Source organism: Pseudonocardia sp. CA-142604 (assembly GCF_050948475.1).
Classification (GTDB): domain Bacteria; phylum Actinomycetota; class Actinomycetes; order Mycobacteriales; family Pseudonocardiaceae; genus Pseudonocardia; species Pseudonocardia alaniniphila.
Window position 1 is genome coordinate 2,497,434 of record NZ_CP192045.1, and the last position, 20,488, is coordinate 2,517,921.

The 20,488-nt window shown below is 73.8% G+C and carries 16 protein-coding genes and 2 riboswitches; of the genes, 12 read left to right on the forward strand and 4 right to left on the reverse strand.

Features of this window, described 5'->3' with window-relative positions:
• Window positions 1–33: 33 nt before the first annotated feature.
• From cbiE to cobT, 9 genes are all read left to right on the forward strand, one after another.
• Window positions 34–1,227 carry a precorrin-6y C5,15-methyltransferase (decarboxylating) subunit CbiE gene (cbiE, locus tag ACQPZQ_RS11410; protein WP_433294838.1) on the forward strand — a complete coding sequence of 398 codons (1,194 nt, stop codon included), beginning with the start codon at window positions 34–36 and terminating at the stop codon, window positions 1,225–1,227.
• Entirely contained in the window at window positions 1,224–3,161 is a 1,938-nt protein-coding gene (gene cobJ / locus ACQPZQ_RS11415; RefSeq protein ID WP_433294840.1) for a precorrin-3B C(17)-methyltransferase, read from the forward strand. The genes cbiE and cobJ overlap by 4 nt, the downstream gene beginning before the upstream one ends.
• Window positions 3,162–3,163: 2 nt before the next feature.
• A riboswitch (cobalamin riboswitch) is annotated at window positions 3,164–3,320 on the forward strand.
• Window positions 3,321–3,355: 35 nt separating this feature from the next.
• On the forward strand, window positions 3,356–3,958 hold the full coding sequence (locus ACQPZQ_RS11420) for a precorrin-8X methylmutase (RefSeq protein WP_433294842.1): 603 nt from the start codon (window positions 3,356–3,358) through the stop codon (window positions 3,956–3,958).
• Entirely contained in the window at window positions 3,955–4,872 is a 918-nt protein-coding gene (locus ACQPZQ_RS11425) for a sirohydrochlorin chelatase (RefSeq protein WP_433294844.1), read from the forward strand. The genes ACQPZQ_RS11420 and ACQPZQ_RS11425 overlap by 4 nt, the downstream gene beginning before the upstream one ends.
• Before the next feature lie 76 nt (window positions 4,873–4,948).
• Complete coding sequence (cobA, locus tag ACQPZQ_RS11430) at window positions 4,949–6,163, forward strand: uroporphyrinogen-III C-methyltransferase (RefSeq protein ID WP_433294846.1); 1,215 nt, start codon at window positions 4,949–4,951, stop codon at window positions 6,161–6,163.
• Between the two features lie 27 nt (window positions 6,164–6,190).
• The gene (locus tag ACQPZQ_RS11435) at window positions 6,191–6,757 is read left to right on the forward strand and encodes a cyclodeaminase/cyclohydrolase family protein (protein ID WP_433294848.1); all 567 of its coding nucleotides are present in this window, start codon (window positions 6,191–6,193) and stop codon (window positions 6,755–6,757) included.
• Between the two features lie 58 nt (window positions 6,758–6,815).
• Window positions 6,816–6,988, forward strand: a riboswitch (cobalamin riboswitch).
• A 31-nt stretch (window positions 6,989–7,019) separates the two neighbouring features.
• Window positions 7,020–10,877 carry a cobaltochelatase subunit CobN gene (cobN, locus tag ACQPZQ_RS11440; protein ID WP_433294850.1) on the forward strand — a complete coding sequence of 1,286 codons (3,858 nt, stop codon included), beginning with the start codon at window positions 7,020–7,022 and terminating at the stop codon, window positions 10,875–10,877.
• A complete protein-coding gene (gene cobI / locus ACQPZQ_RS11445; protein WP_433294852.1) occupies window positions 10,877–11,617 on the forward strand; it encodes a precorrin-2 C(20)-methyltransferase in 741 nt (246 codons plus the stop codon). Before cobN ends, cobI begins: the two co-directional genes overlap by 1 nt.
• Before the next feature lie 7 nt (window positions 11,618–11,624).
• On the forward strand, window positions 11,625–13,355 hold the full coding sequence (gene cobT / locus ACQPZQ_RS11450) for a nicotinate-nucleotide--dimethylbenzimidazole phosphoribosyltransferase (protein ID WP_433294854.1): 1,731 nt from the start codon (window positions 11,625–11,627) through the stop codon (window positions 13,353–13,355).
• 14 nt (window positions 13,356–13,369) lie between these two features.
• Here the strand turns inward: cobT and ACQPZQ_RS11455 are convergent, their stop codons facing one another.
• Window positions 13,370–13,945 carry a DsbA family protein gene (locus ACQPZQ_RS11455; protein ID WP_433299128.1) on the reverse strand — a complete coding sequence of 192 codons (576 nt, stop codon included), beginning with the start codon at window positions 13,943–13,945 and terminating at the stop codon, window positions 13,370–13,372.
• Between ACQPZQ_RS11455 and nhaA the strand changes: the two genes are divergently transcribed.
• Window positions 13,939–15,276 (forward strand): Na+/H+ antiporter NhaA, encoded by a 1,338-nt coding sequence (gene nhaA, locus ACQPZQ_RS11460; protein ID WP_433294856.1) that lies wholly within the window; start codon window positions 13,939–13,941, stop codon window positions 15,274–15,276. The two genes, ACQPZQ_RS11455 and nhaA, sit on opposite strands and share 7 nt — an antisense overlap.
• Window positions 15,277–15,313: 37 nt before the next feature.
• Here the strand turns inward: nhaA and ACQPZQ_RS11465 are convergent, their stop codons facing one another.
• From ACQPZQ_RS11465 to ACQPZQ_RS11475, 3 genes are all read right to left on the reverse strand, one after another.
• Window positions 15,314–16,648, reverse strand: coding sequence for a DNA polymerase IV (locus ACQPZQ_RS11465; RefSeq protein WP_433294858.1), 1,335 nt, complete (start codon window positions 16,646–16,648; stop codon window positions 15,314–15,316).
• A 73-nt stretch (window positions 16,649–16,721) separates the two neighbouring features.
• On the reverse strand, window positions 16,722–17,417 hold the full coding sequence (locus tag ACQPZQ_RS11470) for a 4'-phosphopantetheinyl transferase family protein (protein WP_433294860.1): 696 nt from the start codon (window positions 17,415–17,417) through the stop codon (window positions 16,722–16,724).
• Between the two features lie 155 nt (window positions 17,418–17,572).
• Window positions 17,573–17,833, reverse strand: coding sequence for a hypothetical protein (locus ACQPZQ_RS11475; RefSeq protein ID WP_433294862.1), 261 nt, complete (start codon window positions 17,831–17,833; stop codon window positions 17,573–17,575).
• Window positions 17,834–18,111: 278 nt separating this feature from the next.
• On the opposite strand from ACQPZQ_RS11475, the gene ACQPZQ_RS11480 reads away from it, so the two are divergent.
• Together ACQPZQ_RS11480 and ACQPZQ_RS11485 are read left to right on the forward strand one after the other, a co-directional pair.
• Window positions 18,112–19,242: an NAD(P)/FAD-dependent oxidoreductase gene (locus tag ACQPZQ_RS11480; RefSeq protein WP_433294864.1), complete on the forward strand. Its 1,131-nt coding sequence runs from the start codon at window positions 18,112–18,114 to the stop codon at window positions 19,240–19,242.
• Between the two features lie 39 nt (window positions 19,243–19,281).
• The gene (locus ACQPZQ_RS11485; RefSeq protein WP_433294866.1) at window positions 19,282–20,469 is read left to right on the forward strand and encodes a cytochrome P450 family protein; all 1,188 of its coding nucleotides are present in this window, start codon (window positions 19,282–19,284) and stop codon (window positions 20,467–20,469) included.
• Window positions 20,470–20,488 lie beyond the last annotated feature (19 nt).

Consider the following 20,488-nt stretch of genomic DNA (forward strand, 5'->3'; position numbering starts at 1 on the left):
GTCGGGGCCCATGGGCACGGGGCGGGTGGCAGCGTGACGATCACCGTCATCGGGGTCGATGGGGGGCCACTGCCTCCGGGGGCCGAGTCGGCGCTGGCTGCGGCGGAGGTCGTGGTCGGGGCGGCGCGGCATGTGCAGCGGCTGTCGGTGCCCGCCGGGGCGGAGCAGCTCGTGCTCGGGCCCGTCGGACCCGCGCTCGAGAAGCTCGCCGGGCGCCGGGCCGTGGTGCTGGCCAGCGGCGACCCTGGCTTCTTCGGGATCGTCCGCCTGCTGCGTGAGCACGGTCACGAGCCCGTCGTGCTGCCTGCGCTGTCGAGCGTGCAGGTGCTGGTCGCCCGGGCCGGCCGATCGTGGGACGACGTGGCGGTGGTCAGCGCGCACGGGCGTGCCCTGGGTCCCGCGGTGAACGTCTGCCGTGCGCGGGGGGCCACGGCCGTGCTCACCGGGCCGGGCGCCGGGCCTGCCGAGATCGGTGCCGCGCTGGACGGGTGGCCGCGCACCCTCGTCGTGGCCGAGGACCTCGGCGGTCCGGACGAGCGGGTGACGACGGTGCCGGCCGCAGAGGCTGCAGCCCGTTCGTGGAATCCGCTGAGCGTGCTGCTGTGCTTGCGGCTCGATGAGAAGGCGGCGAGCCGGGGTTGGTACGCCGGTGGCGAGCCGGCGCCCCCGCCCGGCGGGTGGGCGTTGCCCGACGAGGCGTTCGAGCACCGCGCGGGGATGGTGACGAAGGCCGAGGTGCGGGCCGTCGCGCTGCCCCGCCTCGCGCCCCGTCCGGGCACGCTGGTCTGGGACGTCGGTGCCGGGTCGGGATCGGTCGCGGTCGAGTGCGCCCGGCTCGGCGCGGCGGTACTCGCGGTGGAGCGGCGGGACGACGACGTCGCCCGGGTGCGGGCCAATGCGAGCGCCCACGGCGTCGAGGTCAGGGTGGTACCGGGCGTGGCGCCCGACGTGTTCGCCGGGCTCCCGCACCCGGACGCCGTGTTCGTGGGCGGCGGAGGGCCGGAGGTCGTCGCCGCGGCGGCGGCCGTCGGACCGCGGCGGATCGTCGTCGCACTCGCCGCGCTGGACCGGGTCGCTCCGACCCGCGCCGCCCTCACGGCCGCCGGATACGCCGTCGGCGGCGTGCAGGTGGCGGCGAGCCGCCTGGCGGAGCTGCCCGACGGGTCGGTGCGGCTCGCGGCCACCAATCCGATCACGCTCGTCTGGGGAGAGGTTCAGGATCGATGACGATCGCGCTGTTCGCCGTCACCGAGGCAGGCCGCCGGGCCGCCGCCGAGGTGGCAGGCCCGCTCGGCGCCACCGCGCACGAGCTCGGCGAGTTGCCGACGCTGTGGCCCGGGCTGGACGGGGCGGTGTTCTTCCTCGCCACCGGGGCGACCGTGCGGCTGGTCGCCCCGTTGCTGGCCGACAAGCGCACCGACCCCGGCGTGGTCTGCGTGGACGAGGCGCGCCGCTTCGCCGTGGCGCTCACCGGCGGCCACGAAGGTGGGGCGAACGCGCTGGCCACCCGGGTCGCGACGCTGCTGGGTGCCCAGCCGGTGATCACCACGGCGTCCGACGCGGTGGGCAGCACGGGCCTCGACGAGCTGGTGCAGCTGCTCGGTGCGGCCGTCGGCGGCGACCTCGCCGCTGCCGGCACGGCGCTCCTGGACGGGGCCGCGCGCCTGGAGAACCCGCTGGGCTTCCCGCTGCCCCCCTTCCCGCCCACGACCGGCGAGATCCGCCACACGATCGTGATCACCGACCGCGTCGCCCTAGCCGAGGAACGCAGCGGCTCCCAGGAGGAGGTCGGAGCCCCGGGCACACCGACCGCCCACGCGGCGCAGGACCCGGACGCCGCCGCGGACCGGAGGACGCCGGCCGCCCGGAGCGTGGCGGCGAGCGATGCTGTCGAGCAGAACGCCACCGGAGCGGGAGCCCCTGCCGAAACCGCGGGTGTCGCCCGTGCGCAGGCCGGGGCAGGGGTCGGTTCCGGGGCCCTGGTCGGCGAAACAGGCGACTCGCGGGGTGGGGACGGCACCGCGGTCACCCGGCTCGTGCCTCCCACGCTCGTCGTGGGGATCGGGAGCGCCCGCGGCGTTCCGGCGGAGGCGGTGGCGGCGACGCTGAGCCGGTTGGAGACCGAGTACGGCCTCGACCTCCGCGCGGTCCGCGCCTACGCGAGCGTCGATCTGAAGGCTGCCGAGTCCGGCATCCTCGCCGCGATCGCCCCGGCCCCGCTGCGCACCTACCCGGCCGCCGCGCTGGCTGCGGTCGAGGTGCCCAACCCCAGCGAGGTCGTGCGGAGGGAGGTGGGCACGGCCAGTGTCGCGGAGGCGGCAGCGCTGCATGCCGCGGCCGATCTGGCTGCCGGGGCGCCCGTCGAGCTGGTCGTCGAGAAGATCAAGGGCGACAACGTGACGGTCGCGGCCGCCCGGATCCGCCCCCGCGGACGGCTCGCGATCGTCGGGCTCGGGCCCGGTGCCGCCGACCTGCGGGTGCCGCGGGCCGAGGCGGAGCTGCGCCGCGCGTCGATCGTGGTGGGGCTCGACCAGTACGTCGACCAGGTGCGCCACCTGCTGCGGCCGGGCACCGAGGTGCGCGCCAGCGGGCTCGGCGACGAGGAGCAGCGCGCCGCCGACGCCGTCGCCCTCGCCGCGAAGGGGCACGCCGTGGCCCTGATCGGCTCCGGCGACGCCGGGGTGTACGCGATGGCGAGCCCGGCGCTACAGGGCGCAGGGGCTGACATCGAGGTGGTCGGGGTGCCCGGGGTGACCGCAGCGCTCGCCGCCGCGTCCCTGCTCGGGGCCCCGCTCGGCCACGACCACGTGCTGATCTCGCTCTCGGACCTGCACACGCCGTGGGAGGTCATCGAGCAGCGCGTGGCGGCCGCCGCGGCGGCGGATCTCGTCACCTGCTTCTACAACCCGCGCAGCCGCGACCGGCACTGGCAGCTCGGCGCGGCCCTCGATGCGTTCCGGGCGCACCGGCCGCCCACCACTCCCATTGGCGCGGTGCGGCAGGCGGGCCGGCCTGGGCAGCGGGTGTGGACCGCCGCGCTGGCGGACTTCGACCCCGCCGAGGTGGACATGCTCACCACCGTGGTCGTGGGATCGTCGGCGACGCGGATGGTCGCCGGACGGATGGTCACCCCCCGCGGATACCGCTGGATCACCCGATGATCGTCCACCTGGCCTGCGGTTCTCCGTGTTCGCGGAGAGCTCGGGTTATGCTCGCGATCGATCGGCAGCGAGGAACCCGGTGCGAATCCGGAGCGGTCCCGCCACTGTGACCCCGGTTCGTCGGGGGAGCCAGACCCACGCCGCCGATGGCCATCGACCCGTCCGGGCGCGGACACCCGGGGAGGAGAACGAGCGTGCGCAGCAGCGTGCACCCCATCGAGGTGGAGTCGTACGCGATCCTGCGTTCGCGCCTCGACACCACCGATCTGCCGCCGCTGACCCGTGCGGTCGTCGAGCGAGTGGTCCACACCAGCGCCGACCCGAGCTGGGCCGGTGACCTGGTCTGCGACGAGCAGGCACTGCGCGCGGGCCGCGCCGCGCTGCTCGCCGGGGCGCCGCTCGTGACGGATGTGCGCATGGTCGCGGTAGGTGTCACCTCCCGGCCCGCCACGGTCGCCCTCGACCTGCCCGGTGTGCGTGAACTCGCGGCTGCCGACGGGCTCACGCGCTCGGCGGCGGGGATCCGCGCCGCCGTTCGTGAGCATCCATCCGGCGCCGTCTGGGCCATCGGCAACGCCCCCACCGCGCTGGTCGAACTGCTGCGGTGCGCCGCATCGGGCCTGGTCACCACACCGCTCGTGGTGGGGCTGCCCGTCGGGTTCGTCGGCGCGGTGGCGGCGAAGGCCGGGCTGCGCGCCGCCGGGTTGCCCGCAGTGTCCAACCGCTCCGAACGGGGTGGGGCCGCCGCGACGGCCGCCGCCGTCAACGCGTTGCTGTACAGCGAGGAGACCGCATGAACGTCCCGCCGGTGCTGCTGGTCGGCCACGGAACGGTGGACGCCACGGGCGTCGCCGAGTTCGTGGCGTTCACCGGACGAGTGCGGCGCCGGCTCGCAGCCGAGGGCGTCGACGTGGACGGCGGGTTCATCGAGCTGTCGCAGCCGACCGTGCACGAGGCATGGACGGCGCTGGCAGGTCGTGGCCATTCCACGATGGCGGCGGTGCCCATGGTGCTGGTGGGCGCCGGGCACGCCAAAGGCGACATCCCCGCTGCCCTGCAGCGGGAGGTGCTGCGCGACCCGGCCACCAGCTACGTGTTCGGCCGCCCGCTCGGCCCGCACCCGGTGCTGCAGGAGTTGCTGGACGAGCGGATCGCGGCTGCGCTGAACGGCGAGGACGGCACCGGCACGGCCGTGCTGCTGGTCGGGCGCGGATCCACGGACCCGGACGCCAACGCCGAGGTCTGCAAGGTCGCCCGGCTGCTGCAGGAGGGCAGGGCGTACGACTTCGTCGAGCCCGCGTTCGTCTCGCTCGCCCGGCCGGATGTCGCCACCGGGCTCGCGCGGTGCCGGGCGCTCGGGGCACGCCGCGTCGTCGTGGCGCCCTACTTCCTGTTCGACGGCGTGCTGCCGCGCCGGGTCGTCGAACAGTCCCTGGCGTTCGGGGTGGAGCACCCGGACGTCGAGGTCCGCGTCGCGGACTACCTCGGCGACTGTGACGAGCTCGCCGGGCTGGTCGTCGAGCGCTACCGGGAGGCGCTGCACGGCGACATCAGGATGAACTGCGACACCTGCGCCTACCGGGTGCTGCTCCCCGGGTTCGAGGACAAGCTCGGCGCGGCGCAGACTCCCCACCATCATCCGGACGACCCGGCGCACGGCCATGGGCACGGCCACGGGCATGCGCGCGTCGACGCGGTCGTTGGGGAGTGAGTATGAGCGAGTGTGCGAGCGAATCATCGGTACAGCGCTTTCGCGCAGCGCTGACCGAGCGCAGCGAGGGATTGCGATGAGCGAGCACTACCTCGTCGGTCTCGACCTGGCCGGGCGCCGGGTCGTCGTGATCGGTGGCGGCACGGTGGCGCAGCGGCGGGTCGTCGGGCTCCTGGCGGCCGGTGCCGACGTGGAGGTCGTGGCGCCCGAGGTCACGCCGGCCGTCGAGGGGATGGCCACGGCGCAGGAGCTGCGCTGGACCGCCCGCCGGTACCGCGACGGCGATCTCGACGAGGCCTGGTACGCGGTGGCCTGCGCCGATGATCCTGCCGTGAACGCGGCGGTCGCCGACGAGGCGCAGCGGCGGCGGATCTTCTGCGTGCGTGCCGACGACGCCCCGTCGGGCAGCGCCGTCACCCCGGCCGTCGGCCGCCACGACGGGCTCTCTGTCGGAGTGCTGGCCGGGCGACGCCCGCGCCGCTCGGCCGCGGTCCGCACCGCGCTGGTGGAGGCGCTGCAGACCGGACTCGTGGACGACTCCGTGGAGCCGGTCCGGCCCGGCGTGGCGCTCGTGGGCGGTGGTCCCGGCGACCCCGAGCTGATCACCGTGCGCGGCAGGCGGTTGCTCGCGCGGGCCGACGTCGTGATCACCGACCGGCTCGGCCCCCGCGAGCTGCTCGACTCGCTCGCCCCGCACGTCGAGGTGATCGACGCGGCGAAGATCCCCTACGGGCGTGCGATGAACCAGGCCCGGATCAACGAGTTGCTGGTGGAGCACGTGCGGGCCGGGAAGTTCGTGGTGCGGCTCAAGGGCGGCGACCCGTACGTCTTCGGCCGGGGGTTCGAGGAGGTGCTCGCGTGCGCCGAGGCGGGTGTGCCGGTCACCGTCGTCCCGGGCGTGACCAGCGCGTTCGCCGCACCGGCTGTCGCCGATGTGCCGGTGAGCCACCGCGGCGTGGCCCACGAGATCGTGGTGGTCTCCGGGCACGTGCGGCCCGGCGACCCACGCAGCCTCGTCGACTGGGAGGCGCTGGCGCGGTTGCGCGGCACGCTCGTGCTGCTGATGGCGGTGGAGCGGATCGGTCTGTTCGCGGAGACGCTGATCGAGGGCGGCCGCCCGGCCGACACTCCCGTCGCGGTGGTGCAGGACGGCACGATGCGGGTTCAACGCGCGGTCCGCGCCACGCTGGCTACGGTGGCTGATGCCGTGCAGGAGCAGGGGATCCGGCCGCCGGCGGTGGTCGTGATCGGCCCGGTCGCCGGCCTGGTCTCCGACTCCGTCACTGACTGACCTACGTCTCGATCGGAGGAGCCGAACGTGGCGGAAGCCAGGGGTTCACTGCTCGACCTGACCGTCCGCGACCTGCTCGACGTGATGGCCGCGCGCACGCCCGCGCCGGGCGGTGGCGGTGCTGCGGCCCTGGCCACGGCGATGGCGGCGGCACTCACCGGGATGGCGTCGAGGTTCGGCGACGGGGCCGCGGCCACCAGGAGCGACGATCTGCGCCACCGCGCGGCGGCGCTCGCGGATGCCGACGCCATCGCGTATGGGACGTTCCTCGCGGCCGTCCGGCTCCCGCACGACGATCCCGGACGGCCCGTTGCCGTCGCCGAGGCCCGGCGGGGCGCGATCGGGGTGCCCGCGGAGGTCGGAGAGCTCGCCGCGGAGGTCGCCGAGCTGGCCGCGGGCCTCGCCCGGCACGGCAACCAGCAGCTTCGCGGGGACGCCGTGGCCGCGGTCCGGATCGCCGCGGCGGCCGCACGCACAGCCGCCGACCTGGTAGCGGCCAACGTCCACGGCGAGGAGGGCGTGGCCGACCTGGAACGCGTCCGCCTGCTCGCCACCGCGGCAGGCGACCACGTGACCGAGCTCGATTCCGACTGACGGGCCGTCGGGCGCACCGGCTGGTGCTTGACCTCTCGTTGACCGCGGGTACGGCGCTGTGATCTGGTGTGACGGACGGCAGTGGAGGAAGCCGGTGTGAATCCGGCGCGGTCCCGCCACTGTCACCGGGGAGCGGACGTCCAGCCGAATGACCACTGCCGAGAGGCGGGAAGGTCGGACGGTTCGCGCTGATCCGGGAGCCAGGACACTCGCCGCCGTCGTACGTCCCCGAGCAGAGGGCGCGGACCCTCGAGGAGGAGCGATGGGCGCCCAGACAGGGCCGTCACTGCGCAGCGCTGGTGGAGACGCCGGCCCCGTCCTGCTGTTGTCCACCGCCGACACGGAACTGCTGGCCGCCCGCAGCTCCGGAGCGCTCTACCGCACGGCCAACCCGGCACGCGTCGAGCCCGCGGGGCTGCCCGCGCTGCTCGACGGGGTGTCGGTGGTGGTGCTGCGATTGCTCGGCGGACGGCGGGCCTGGCCCGAAGGCGTGGATGCGCTGGTGGCGTCGGGGCGGCCGGTGGTGCTGCTCGGCGGCGAGGCCGCACCGGACGCCGAGCTCATGGCGGCATCGACGGTGCCTGCGGGCGTGGCGTCCGAGGCGCTCGCCTACCTCGCCGCCGGCGGCCTGGACAACCTCCGTGAGCTGCACCGGTTCCTGTCCGACACGGTGCTCCTGACCGGCGAGGGGTTCGCCGCGCCCGCACCGGCTCCCGAGTTCGGGGTGCGCGGCGAGCGTGAGCAGCGCCCCGGCCGTCCGACCGTCGGTGTGGTGTTCTACCGCGCCCACGAGCTGTCGGGGAACACCGCGTTCGTCGACACGCTCTGCGACGCGATCGAGGCCCGCGGAGCCAACGCGCTGCCGGTGTTCTGTGGATCGCTGCGCGGCGCCGACCCGGCGCTGATGGAGCTGCTCGGCCACGCCGACGCCCTGGTCGCCACGGTGCTCGCGGCGGGCGGCACCCGGGCGAGCGACGCCGTGGCGGGCGGCGAGGAGGACTCGTGGGACGCCGGTGCGCTCGCGACGCTCGACGTGCCGGTGCTGCAAGGGCTCTGCCTGACCACGTCCCGGGCGACCTGGGCGGAGTCCGACGCGGCGCTGTCGCCGATGGACGCCGCGATGCAGGTGGCGATCCCGGAGTTCGACGGCCGGTTGATCACGGTGCCGTTCTCGTTCAAGGAGACGGCCCCCGGTGATGACGTGCCGGTGTACGTCGCCGACCCGGAGCGCGCTGCCCGGCTCGCCGGGATCGCGGTGCGGCACGCCCGGCTGCGGGCCACACCCGTGGCCGACCGGAAGCTCGCCGTGGTGCTGTCCAGCTACCCGACGAAGCACGCCCGGGTCGGCAACGCGGTCGGGCTGGACACGCCGGCGTCCGCCGTCTTGCTGCTGCGCGCCCTGCGCGACGCCGGGTACACCGTCGGCGACTTCCCCGAGGACTCCGACGCGCTCATCCACACGTTGATCGCCGCCGGCGGGCACGACGTCGAGTGGCTCACGGAGGAGCAGCTGGCCGCCGCTCCGTCGCGGGTGCGCCTCGCCGACTACCGCCGCTGGTTCGACGCGCTGCCCGACGAGCTCACCGACGGGATCCGCGAGCACTGGGGCGAGCCGCCGGGCTCGCTCTACGTCGACGGAAGCGGAGACGACGCGGCCGTCGTGCTGGCATCTCTGCAGTTCGGGAACGTGGTGCTGATGATCCAGCCGCCGCGCGGGTTCGGCGAGAATCCGGTGGCGATCTACCACGACCCGGACCTGCCGCCCTCGCACCACTACCTGGCCGCGTACCGGTGGCTCGACCACGAGTTCGGCGCCGACGCCGTGATCCACCTCGGCAAGCACGGCACGCTCGAATGGCTGCCCGGCAAGGGGCTGGGGCTGTCGGCGGAGTGCGCCCCCGACGCCGTGCTCGGCGAGCTGCCGCTGATCTACCCGTTCATCGTCAACGACCCCGGCGAGGGCACGCAGGCCAAGCGCCGCGGGCACGCCGTGGTCGTCGACCATCTCGTGCCGCCGATGGCGCGCGCCGACACCTACGGCGAGATGGCCAAGCTCGAGCAGCTCCTCGACGAGTACGCCACCGTCGCGGCGATGGACCCGGCGAAGCTCCCGGCTCTGCGCGCCCGCATCTGGGAGGTCGTCACCACCGCGCAGCTGCACCACGACCTGCACGTCGACACGGCGCCGGGGGAGCAGGAGTTCGACGACTTCGTCCTGCACATCGACGGCTACCTGTGCGAGGTCAAGGACGTCCAGATCCGCGACGGGTTGCACATCCTCGGTGCGGCACCGCGCGACGAGGCACAGATCAACCTCGTGCTCTCGATCCTGCGCGCGACGCAGGTCTGGGGCGGGAAGCGCGCACTCCCCGGTCTCCGAGCGGCGCTGGCGGCATGGGCGGGCCTGGACGAGCAGACCCTCCTCGCCGCACCCGGCGAACCGATCGCGAAGCCGGACGAGCGGGCCGTTCTCGCGGATCCAGCGGGCGAGAGTGCCGTTGGTTCGGTCGGGGTGGTGCTGCCGCCCGTGCTCGCACCTGGGCCGGACGAGCGGGTCATCGGTGTCGACCTGACGGACGAGAGTGCCGCTGGTTCGGTGGGGACTCCGTTGGCGCGGCTCGTCGCGCTCGCCGGGGGGCCCGCTGTCACCGGGGCCGATCTCGTCGATGTGCTGGAGGGGGTCGCTCGCGCGCTCGTCACCGGGGTGCAGGCCCGTGGGTGGAGCGGACCCGCTGCGGTCTGCGCGGAGCTGCTCGGCGAGGAGATCCCCGACGTCGTGGCCGTGCTGGAGTTCGGGTGCGCGGAGGTCGTGCCACGGCTGGAGCGCACCACCGACGAGGTCACCGGCGTGCTGCACGCCCTCGACGGTGGCTACGTCCCGGCGGGGCCGTCCGGCTCGCCGACGCGCGGCCTGGTGAACGTGCTCCCGACCGGGCGCAACTTCTACTCGGTGGACCCCAAGGCGATCCCGTCACGCTCGGCGTGGGAGATCGGGAGCGCGCTGGCCGACTCGCTGGTCGCCCGCCACCTCGCCGACACCGGCACGTACCCCCGCAGCGTCGGCCTGACGGTCTGGGGCACGTCGGCGATGCGTACCCAGGGCGACGACATCGCGGAGATCCTCGCGCTGATCGGCTGCCGCCCCGTCTGGGACGACGCCTCGCGGCGTGTCACCGGCGTCGAGGTCGTGATGGCGCAGGAGCTGGGCCGCCCGCGCATCGACGTCACCGTGCGCATCTCCGGGTTCTTCCGCGACGCGTTCCCGCACGTCATCGCGCTGCTCGACGACGCCATCCGGATGGTCGCCGAGCTGGACGAGCCCGCCGAGCAGAACCACCTGCGGGCCCACGTCGAGGAGGACGTGGCACTGCACGGCGACCGCCGCCGCGCCACGTCCCGGATCTTCGGCTCGAAGCCCGGCGCCTACGGGGCGGGGTTGCTTCCGCTGATCGACGCCCGCAACTGGCGCAGCGACGCCGACCTCGCCGAGGTCTACGCCGTCTGGGGCGGGTACGCCTACGGCCGCGGACTGGACGGGCGCGAGGCGCGGGCGGACATGGAGCAGTCGTTCCGCCGGATCGCGGTGGCGGCGAAGAACCAGGACACCCGCGAGCACGACATCGTCGACTCCGACGACTACTTCCAGTATCACGGCGGGATGGTCGCGATGGTGCGTGCGCTGACCGGGCGCTCGCCCGCCGCGTACGTCGGCGACTCCGCCGTGACCGACGCCGTGCGGACGCGGACGCTCGCCGAGGAGACCAAGCGGGTCTTCCGGGCGCGCGTGGTGAACCCCAAGTGGATCGCGGCGATGCAGCGCCACGGGTACAAGGGCGCGTTCGAGCTCGCCGCCACCGTCGACTACCTCTTCGGGTACGACGCCACGGCGGGCGTGGTGGACGACTGGATGTACGCCCAGCTCGCCGAGAGCTACGTCTTCGACGCCACCAACCGGGAGTTCATGCAGCGGTCGAACCCGTGGGCGCTGCGCGGGATCACCGAGCGGCTGCTGGAGGCCGCCGACCGCGGGCTGTGGGCCAAGCCGGACGACACCGTGCTCGACCGGCTGCGTCAGACCTACCTCGACCTCGAAGGCGACCTCGAAGGGGAGGGCGCGTGATGGCAGGCACGCTGGTGGGGGTGGGGGTCGGTCCTGGCGACCCGGAGCTCGTCACGGTCAAGGCGGCCAACCTGCTGGGTTCGGCCGACATCGTGTTCGTGCCCGTCGCCGACTCCGGCGAGACCGGACGCGCCGAGCAGACCGCGCTCTTCTACGCCGAGGCGTGGCGGATCGAGCGCGTGGTGTTCGCGCTGCACGACCGGGAGCACACGCAGCGCCGGGAAGAGGCCTGGGACGCGGCTGCCGCGCAGGTGGCGCGCTGGTTCGACCGGCATCCGGGCGGCACGGCGGTGTTCGCGACGATCGGCGATCCGTGCGTGTACTCGACGTTCACCTACCTCGCCGCATCCGTGCGTGCGGTGGTGGGGGAGCTGTCGGTCGAGCTGGTACCCGGCATCACCGCGATGCAGGACCTGGCCGCGCGCAGCGGGACGTCGCTGGTGGAGGGGCGCGAGTCGCTCGCCCTGTTCCCCATGACCGCGGGCCCTGAGCGGTTCCGGGAGGCGCTGGAGCGCGGGGACGCCGTGGCGGCCTACAAGTTCGGCCGGATGCTGCCTGCAACCCTCGCCGTCCTGCGTGAGACGGGCCGGCTCGACGACGCGGTGTACGGCGCCGGGTTGGGCCTTGCGGGGGAGGACATCCGCCCGGCCCGCGAGCTCGACCCGGACGAACACGGTCCCTACCTGTCCACGCTGGTCGTCCCGCCGAAACGCTCCGGGCGCGGCCACGGTCTGCGCTGACGCACCCGTGGACCCCGATGCGTTCTACGAGGTCGTGCACTCCCGGCGGGACGTTCGCTCCGGCTTCCTGCCCGACGCGCCCGTCGACGACGCCGTGCTGCGCCGCGTGCTCGCCGCAGCCCACGCCGCCCCGAGCGTGGGGTTCTCCCAGCCGTGGGACTTCCTCGTCATCCGGGACCGGGGTGTGCGGGAGCGGGTGCACGCCCACGTCACCGCCGCGCGCGCCGCCTACGCAGGCTCTCTCCCGGGCGCGCGAGCCGTCGCGTTCCGGGACCTGAAGATCGAGGCGATCCTGGACGCCTCGCTCAACATCGCCGTGACCTGCGACCCCGCTCGCGGTGGCCGCCACACGCTGGGCCGCCAGACCCAGCCGCGGATGGCTCCGTACTCGACGGTCCTCGCCGTCCAGAACCTGTGGCTCGCCGCGCGGGCCGAGGGCCTCGGGGTCGGCTGGGTCAGTTTCGGTGACGAGCGCGAGGTGGCGGCGTTGCTCGGCCTGCCACCGCGGCTGGAGCTCGTGGCGTACCTGTGCGTCGGCCCCGTTGCCGCCTTCGCGGCCGAGCCGGAGCTCGCCACGGCGGGCTGGGCGCATCGCAGGCCGCTGGGCTGGGCCGTGCATCACGACCGGTACGGACAACGGGGAATGCCCGGGGAGGAACCGATGGACCTGTTCGCCGAGACCGTCGCCGCGATCGCCGCGCCGGACGCGCAGGCGCGCACCGCCGCGGCCGAGCGCCTCGACCGCATGACGAAGCCCCGCGGCTCGCTGGGGCAGGTCGAGGACGTGGCCGTGACCCTCTCCGGCATCGCCGGGACCTGGCCGCCGCCGATACCCGAGCCCGCTGCGGTGGCCGTGTTCGCCGCCGACCACGGCGTGCACGCCCAGGGCGTGTCGCCGTGGCCGCAGGAGGTCACGGCACAGATGGTGGGGAACTTCCTGGCCGGTGGGGCCGTGGTCAACGCCTTCGCGCGGCGGCTGGGGGCGGAGGTGTGCATCGTCGACGTGGGGGTGGCCGGGTCGATCGAGGGCCCCGGCGCCGCTACGGGCCTCCTGCCGCGCCGCATCGCGCCCGGCACGGCCGACATGACCGCCGGACCGGCCCTCACCCGCGCGCAGGCCCAGGCGGCGGTGGAGGTGGGCATCGAGACCGCCCGTGACCTCGTCGCGGCAGGCAACCGGTGTCTCGTCACGGGCGACATGGGCATCGCCAACACCACCGCGGCCGCGGCCCTGATCTGCGCTTTCACCGGCACCACCCCGGCTGCGGCGACGGGGCGCGGCACCGGCATCGACGACGCGATGCTCGCCCACAAGACCGCCGTGGTGGCCGCGGCCCTGGAGCGGCACGAGCCCGACCCACGTGACCCGATCGGCGTACTCGCCGCGTTCGGCGGGCTCGAGCACGCGGCATTGGCAGGGTTCGTGCTCGGTGGCGCAGCGCTGCGGGTGCCGGTGCTCCTGGACGGGGTGAACGCCGGGGCGGCCGCACTCGTGGCCGGTGCCTTCGCGCCGACCGCGGTGGGTTACTGCGTGGCCGGGCACCGTTCGGCCGAGCCCGGGCACGCCCTCGCCCTCGCGCACCTGGGTCTGGAGCCGTTGCTCGACCTCGGGATGCGGCTGGGCGAGGGCACCGGTGCCCTGCTGGCCCTGCCCGTTCTGCAGGCGGCCGTGCAGGCCCTGCTGGACGTCGCCACGTTCGACGCGGCAGGCGTGGCGGACAAGGACGAGACGACCTGACCCGTCCGTTCGCCCTACTCCAGCAGCGCCGCGATCAGGTCTCCGACGGAGACGGCACCGTGGTACTGCCGCCCGTTGACGAAGAGCGTGGGGGTGCCTCGTACCCCGCTGCGGACTCCCGAGTTGAAGTCGGCCTCCACACGGTCCTCGACGAACTGTGTGGCGGGCCACACCACCTTCTCCGGCGGGATCCCGAGCTCCTCCGCGTAGCGGCGCAGGTCCTCCTGCCGCAGCGCAGGCTCGTCGCCCGAGAAGAGCTTGTCGTGCATCGGCCAGAACTGACCCTTGAGGGCCGCGGCCTCCGACGCCACAGCGGCCGAGAGCGCGTAGGGATGCAGCTCAGCCAGGGGGAAGTGGCGGAACGCGAAGACGAGACGGCTGCCCAGACGCTCGCGCACCTCCTCGATCACCGGGGCCGCCTTACGGCAGTACGGGCATTCGAAATCGCCGTACTCGAGGAGCGACAGCTCGGCCCCGAGTACGCCCTGTAGATGGTCGTAATTCCCTATCCGGGGGTCGAGAGTGATCGTGACCTCCAGTGATGTGCGTCGGGCGCCCGAAACCCGGATGGCAGGATCCCCCCGTGGCAGTGACGACCTTAACCGAGCGCGGCGAGCTGAGTCGCGCGGCGCGGTCCTTCATGCGGACCGAATCCGGATCGGCCGTGCTGCTTCTCAGCGCCGCGGTCCTGGCACTGATCTGGGCCAACGTCGGCGGCTACGAGGAGTTCTGGCATACGCCGCTCTCGTTCTCGGTCGGTTCCCTCGACCTGACCCTCGACCTGCGCCATTGGGTCAACGACGGCCTCATGGTGCTGTTCTTCCTCAGCGTCGGGCTGGAGATATCGCGCGAGACCGTGCTGGGCGAGCTGCGGGGCATCCGGGCGCTCGCCACGCCGGCAGTGGCTGCCATCGGCGGCCTGGTCCTACCGGCTGCGATCTTCCTGGTGTTCAACGCGAGCGGACCGGCAGCAGGCGCGTGGGGCATCCCGATCTCGACCGACACGGCGATCGTCATCGGCATGCTCGCGCTTATCGGGCCGCGCTGCCCGGATCAGCTCCGGGTGTTCCTGCTCGCGCTCGCGATCGTCGACGATATCGGCGCCGTTCTCGCGATCGCCATCTTCTACACCCACGAGGTCAATTACACGGCGCTGCTCCTCGCCGTCGTTCTGTTCCTGGCGCTCCTGGGGCTCCGATTCGTCGACTTCTGGCGTACGCCGATCTACGTCGTGATCGCGGTGGTGATGTGGGTCGCGGTGCTGGAGTCCGGCGTGCACCCGAGCGTTGTCGGCGTCGCACTCGGCCTGCTCGTCAACGCCTACGCCCCGCGGCCACGCGACATCGCCAGGGTGCAGGTGCTGGGCGGCAGCCTGCTCGTCGACCCCAGCCCGGAACGAGCTCTCGCCGCTCAGGCCGCCGCGCTGGAGGCCGTGTCGCCGAACGAGCGGCTGCAACTGCGTATCCAGCCGTGGAGCAGCTACGTGATCGTCCCGATCTTCGTGCTGGCCAACGCCGGTGTGGTGCTCTCGGGCGACGCGATCGCCGCTGCCGTCGCGTCGCCGCTCTTCTGGGGCATCGTGGTGGGCCTGACGGTCGGCAAGCTGGTCGGGGTCAGCTTCGGCACCTGGATCGCGCTGCGCCTCGGGATCGGGCGGGTGCCCGACACACTGCGGTGGGGCCAGCTGATCGGTGGCGCCGGGCTCGCGGGCATCGGGTTCACGGTGGCCCTGTTCATCACCGAACTGGCCCTGACCGACCCGGTGCTGGTGAACGACGCGAAGATCGGCATCCTCGCCGGCTCGATCCTGGCGGGAGTGATCGGCTGGCTGATCTTCCGGCTGGCCGGGGAGCGGGGCGGCCAGTGCGCCCCGAGCGGGCTCCCGGTGCTGCCGCCGCGCCCGTGGCGACCGCCTGCCTAGACCGCCGCTCGACGGCCGCGACGGGGGTCGGGACCGATCACTGCAGGCTCTCCAGCGGGTCGGCACGGACCAGGTCGCTGTCGTCGGCCGCGAAGGTGTGAGCGCGTCCGGGGCCCGTGCTGCGGGTCTCGAACCGGATCGTGACGCGGCCGTGCCCGGCCCCTTGCACCCAGCCGTGGCCGTGCTCGGGGTGGCGCACGTCGTCGCCGGGGCGCCAGGGACGGTCGTCGAGCCCGGCCGTGGTTGACGGACCGGGCTCGTCGGGTTCGGGCTCGACGGGGACGGAATCCGCCGGTACGGCCTCGAACCGGCCCGGCTCGAACAGTGCAGGCGGGGGGTCGTCGATGAGACCCGCCAGCGACACCCCGATCAACCGCACACCGCCCTCGGGCACCGCCGTGAGTGCCAGCCGCTGGGCGACAGCGGTGAGCGTCTGGAGGTCGGTGCTCCCGCTGCCGCTGGTGGCCGAGCGGCTGGACGTGGTGAAGTCGGCGCTGCGGACCTTGACCGTGACGGTACGGGCCGCGCGCCCCGAATCGAGGAGCCGCCGGTGGGCGGCCTGGGTCATCCTGGCCACGGCGTCGTGCACGGCCGTCATGGCGGTGAGGTCGCTGTCGAAGGTGGTCTCGGCGCTCACCTGCTTCGCCGCGCCTCGCGGCGCGACCGGCCGCTCGTCCACACCACGGGCGAGGCGGTGCAGTTCGGTGCCGATCGCGGTGCCCAGCAGGGCGGTGAGCTCGCGCAGGTCCATGGCGGCGAGTTCGCCGATGGTGTGCACGCCGAGCTTGCGCAGCCCCGCCTCGGCCACCGGCCCGACGCCCCACAGCGCGCGCACCGGGAGCGGCGCGAGCACCGCCTGCTCCTCGTGCGGCGCCACGACCCGCAGCCCGTCGGGCTTGGCGAGCTCGGACGCGATCTTGGCGAGCTGCTTGCCCGATCCGGCCCCGACCGAGGCGGGGAGCCCGGTGGCGGCTCGCACGGAGGCCCGCAACTCCGCGCCGAACCGTTCGACGTCGGCCGCCGAGGCACCGGCGAGGGTGGGGGGCTCCAGGAACGCCTCGTCGAGCGAGACCGGTTCGAGCACGGGTGCGGCGTCGGCGAGCACGGCCATCACCCGCTCGCTCAGGGCGTGGTAGAGCGCGAACCGCGCCGGGAGCACCACGGCGTGCGGACAGAGCCTGCGGGCCTGGCCCATCGGCATGGCGGAGCGAGCTCCGAAGACGCGAGCCTGGTAGCTGGCGCCCGCCACCACCGCGCGTGGCCCCAGGCCGCCGACCAGCACCGGGCGATCGCGGAGGGTGGGGCGGGTGAGCTGCTCGACGGAGGCGAAGAACGCGTCCATGTCGAGGTGCAGCACCCAGCGCACGCCCACGGCGCCATTCTCCCTGAGCCCACCGACAGTTCCCTGGCGCCTCGGGTTGTCCCTGCCCTCGGAGAGTGCGGGGTCAGCTCACCCCGGCGCGCAGGAGGGCGTTGCCGTCCACCTCGTCGACGCGGGGCGGCGCCGTGCCGAGCCCGGCCACAGCCGCCCGGTAGTCGCCGCCCGGGTGCAGGTCCCGCAGCCACACCGGCCCGGACGGGGCGCCGTCGCCGGTCCACTCCCGCACGCCGGACGGCCCGAGCGTGATCGCCTTCATCGGGCTGGACAGTCCGGCACCGGTGGCCTTGAGCAACGCTTCCTTGCGCGTCCACGCGACGAAGAAGGACGCCGTGTCGGCCACCGACTCCGCCGGTGAGCAGACGTGGTCGGCCATCGCGGCGAGGTCCGTGAGCTCCCGGACCTGCTCGACGTCGAGACCGACCGAGCCGCCCGGATGCACGGCCACACCCACGAAGTCTCCGGCGTGGGTCATCGAGAATCCCGGCCCGTCGACGAGGACGGGCTTGCCGTGCTGCTGCCCGCACTGGCAGGTGCGGTCGAACCGGAGATCGCCTGCCGGCCTGCCGACGGCCTCGGCCAGCACGATCCGCGTGAGCGCGTGCGCGGCGACGTAGCGGGCGCGGTCGGCGGCCAGCCGGAAACGGTCGAGGCGGGCTCGCTCGTGCGCGTCCAGAAGCGCGACGAGGCCGGGCGCGGCCTCCGGCGGGACGGGGGCTGCCCACCAGACGGTGGTGGCGGGGTTGTTGCGCGCGATGGCCACGCAGCCATGGTCACACGTTTCCCGGGCAGCCCCAGGGTTATGAGCGCGACATGGACGCATGACGAGGGACGATCGCGCGCGCGATCAGCGAGATGCGTCCATGTCGCGGGTGTACCGCCGGCCCCGTGGACGCGAGGCCGGCGGTACCGGGGGGATCAACCCGTGCGGCGTACAGGGTTGATCCGGCGGCCCTGCGCAGCTCGGGCACGACTCTGGGCGCCGGGTAGCACGGCGCCGCTGCGGGTCTTCTTGCCCGAGCGCCCGCGACGGGCCGCCCTGTTGGACGGCGCGGGTTCCTCCGCATCGGCGGGCGGAACCGGCCGTCCGAGAACGGTGTCGCGCAGGACGGTGTCGGTGGGAAGGGTGGCGTCGAGGGCGGGGTCGCCCGCGGCGGTGGACAGCAATGGATCACGCATGAGTGCCTCCTGCAGGGTGATGACGAGGCCGGCGGCCGCAACGGCGGCGGAGCCGGGAGGAACCCGGGGCCGGCCGGATGACGGGGACGGAGCGGCGCGGACGACGGGTCCGGGCCGCGGTGCCGCACGAGGCGGTCGTCTCTACAGGCGCATGGGAGGAACCGTACGAGGCCCGTTCGCGGGGCGCTACCGGTTTTCCGGCTGGTGCCGCGGAAACGGGGTTCCTTGCCCGGAGGCGCGCAAGACGACCTCGCTTCCTCGGCACTAGCGTCAGATCCATGACCGACTCCGCGGACGTCGTCGTGATCGGTGGGGGAATCGCCGGCGCGTCGATCGCCTACGAGCTCTCCGCCACCCGCTCGGTGGTGTTGTTCGAGGCCGAGACAGCACTGGCCCGGCACTCGACCGCCCGCTCGGCGGCCACCTACATCCCTGGCCACGGCACCCGCGCGGTCCGGGCGCTCATCGTCGCGAGCGGACCTCGCTTCGCCCGGCTCGCCGAGGAGTTGGATGCGCCGCCGTTGCTCACGCCACGGGTGGTGCTGCACATCGCCGTGGACGACGTGGGCGAGGCGGCGCTCGCCGCGCTGCTCCGCGAGCAGGCGCAGGAGCCGGGGGCCCCGGTGGCGCTCGACCCCTCTGAGGCGGAGCGCCGGTGTCCGCTCCTCCTGCCAGGCATCGTGCGGGCGGCCGCGGTGGTGGAGGGCGCGGCGGACGTGGACACCGAGGCGCTGCACCAGGCCTACGTCCGCGGTCTGCGCAGGCGCGGCGGCACCGTCCGGGCCGGTGCGCCGGTCACGGCGCTGGAGCCGCGGGGCGCCGGATGGCGGGTGCACGCAGGAGAAACCGCGATCGACACGGCCGACGTCGTGGACGCGGCGGGCGCGTGGGCCGACGTCGTGGCCGGGCTCGCCGGCGTTCCACCCATCGGGCTCGTCCCGTTCCGGCGCACGATCGCGCTGGTCCCGATACCGGACGCAGCCCGGTCGCGGGTGCCCGCCGGCCCGCTGCCGATGGTGCGGGAGGCCGACGAGCGGTTCTACTTCAAACCGGAGGGCGACGGGCTGCTGGTGAGCCCCGCCGACGAGACGCCCGTCGAGCCGCACGACGCCCGGCCCGACGAGCTGGACGTGGCGACGGGGCTGGAGCGCGTCGAGGCCGTCACCGGGCTCGGGCTGCGGTCGGTACGGACCAGTTGGGCGGGGCTACGGTCGTTCGTGGCGGATCGCCGACCGGTGGTCGGGGCCCGCCCCGACCATCCGGGCTTCCACTTCTTCGCAGGTCAGGGTGGGTCGGGCATCGAAAGTTCGCCTGCGCTCGCGGCGTTGGGCGCGGCGGTGGTGACGGGGGAGCCGGTGCCTGCCGACATCGCGGTCGTTCCCGGCACATTGAGCCCGACGCGGCTGTAAGCTCCTGCTTACATCAGTCGGAATGCGCGAAGGAGACCGGTGACCTCCACCGTCGAGCTGTTCGAGGGCGCCTTCTGGCGCGATCCCTACCCGGCCTACGCAGCCCTGCGCTCCGACGAGCCGGTGTGCAAGCTGGAGCGCCAGGACGGCACGGTCTGGCTGCTCAGCCGCTACGCCGACGTGCGCGCCGCGCTCGCCGACCCGCGGCTGAGCAAGGACTGGCGCTTCACGCTGCCGCCCGAGGCGCGGGCGGATGCCCCCACCCCGAACGTCCCCATGATGTTGCTGATGGACCCACCGGAGCACACCCGGCTGCGCAAGCTGGTGTCGCGCTCGTTCACCCTGCGGCGCATGGAGGAGCTGCGCCCGCGGGTCGAGCAGATCGCCGGTGAGCTCCTCGACGCGCTGCCGGCCTCCGGCCGGGTCGACATCATGGCCGAGTACGCGTTCCTGTTGCCCGTCTTCGTGATCTGCGAGCTGCTCGGTGTGCCTGCCGATGACCGCGACGACTTCGCGGCCTGGTCCAACACGATGGTCGACGAGTCGACGCGCGACGAGTCGATGGCCGCCTCCGCCAAGCTCTTCGAGTACCTGAGCAAGCTGATCGAGCAGAAGCGCCAGCAGCCCGACGACGCCCTCATCAGCGGGCTGATCGAGGTGGCGGAGGACGGCGACCGGCTCTCACAGCCCGAACTCGTCGGCATGGCGATGATGTTGCTCATCGCCGGGCACGAGACCACGGTCAACCTCATCGGCAACGGCCTGCTCGCGCTGCTCACCCACCCTGAGCAGCTCGCGCTGCTGCGCGAGCGCCCGGAGCTGCTGCCGTCGGCGATCGAGGAGTTCCTCCGCTGGGACGCGCCGGTGCACAGCACCCCGGCCCGTTTCGCCGCCGAGGACGTCGTGTACTCGGGCGTCACGATCCCGGCCGGCTCGATCGTCCAGCTCTCGCTGGCAGCGGCCAACCGCGACCAGGAGCGCTTCGCCGACTCCGAGGAACTGCGCGTCGACCGCGACGTCTCCGGCCACGTCGCCTTCGGACACGGCCTTCACCACTGCCTCGGCGCGCAGCTCGCGCGCATCGAAGGTCAGGAGGCGATCGGGATGCTGCTCGCCCGGCGCCCGGAGCTGGCACTGGCGATCGATCCGCAGGAGCTGCTCCACCGGCGCAGCACACTCATCCGCGGTCTGACCACACTCCCGGTGGAGCTCGGTCCCTCCGCTTGATCGGCATCGTGGCCCTGCG

Excerpts from the sequence above, each read along its gene's own strand:
- cobI (WP_433294852.1), top strand. The coding sequence starts at position 10,877 with ATGGCAGGCACGCTGGTGGGGGTGGGGGTCGGTCCTGGCGACCCGGAG.
- cobN (WP_433294850.1), top strand. The coding sequence starts at position 7,020 with ATGGGCGCCCAGACAGGGCCGTCACTGCGCAGCGCTGGTGGAGACGCC.
- cobJ (WP_433294840.1), top strand. The coding sequence starts at position 1,224 with ATGACGATCGCGCTGTTCGCCGTCACCGAGGCAGGCCGCCGGGCCGCC.
- ACQPZQ_RS11480 (WP_433294864.1), top strand. The coding sequence starts at position 18,112 with ATGACCGACTCCGCGGACGTCGTCGTGATCGGTGGGGGAATCGCCGGC.
- ACQPZQ_RS11475 (WP_433294862.1), bottom strand. The coding sequence starts at position 17,833 with ATGCGTGATCCATTGCTGTCCACCGCCGCGGGCGACCCCGCCCTCGAC.
- ACQPZQ_RS11425 (WP_433294844.1), top strand. The coding sequence starts at position 3,955 with ATGAACGTCCCGCCGGTGCTGCTGGTCGGCCACGGAACGGTGGACGCC.
- cobA (WP_433294846.1), top strand. The coding sequence starts at position 4,949 with ATGAGCGAGCACTACCTCGTCGGTCTCGACCTGGCCGGGCGCCGGGTC.